Source organism: Colwellia echini (genome assembly GCF_002843355.2).
GTDB classification, from domain to species: domain Bacteria; phylum Pseudomonadota; class Gammaproteobacteria; order Enterobacterales; family Alteromonadaceae; genus Colwellia; species Colwellia echini.
Genome location: NZ_PJAI02000143.1, coordinates 1 through 213 on the forward strand (window position 1 = coordinate 1; position 213 = coordinate 213).

General features: G+C 44.6%; 1 protein-coding gene. It reads right to left on the reverse strand.

Features of this window, described 5'->3' with window-relative positions:
- The coding region (locus CWS31_RS17730) for a hypothetical protein (protein WP_170252940.1) at nt 1–213 on the reverse strand (213 nt) is incomplete at both ends.

Below are 213 nucleotides of genomic sequence, written 5' to 3' on the forward strand. Positions count from 1 at the left end.
TAATTTGACCACGTGTGACAAGCGTAAAGTCATCATCGCCGCTACCACCTTGCAAGTTAGCAAAATTGGTGAAACTAACCCCTGCAACCGTACCATCACCGGTGTCAGTGATATTCCATGTGTTATCACCAGTGCTCACCTCAAAGGTACTATCAGCGCCTGAAGCGATATATTCTTCTATATTACTCGCATCGGTAATATTCACCGTTTGTG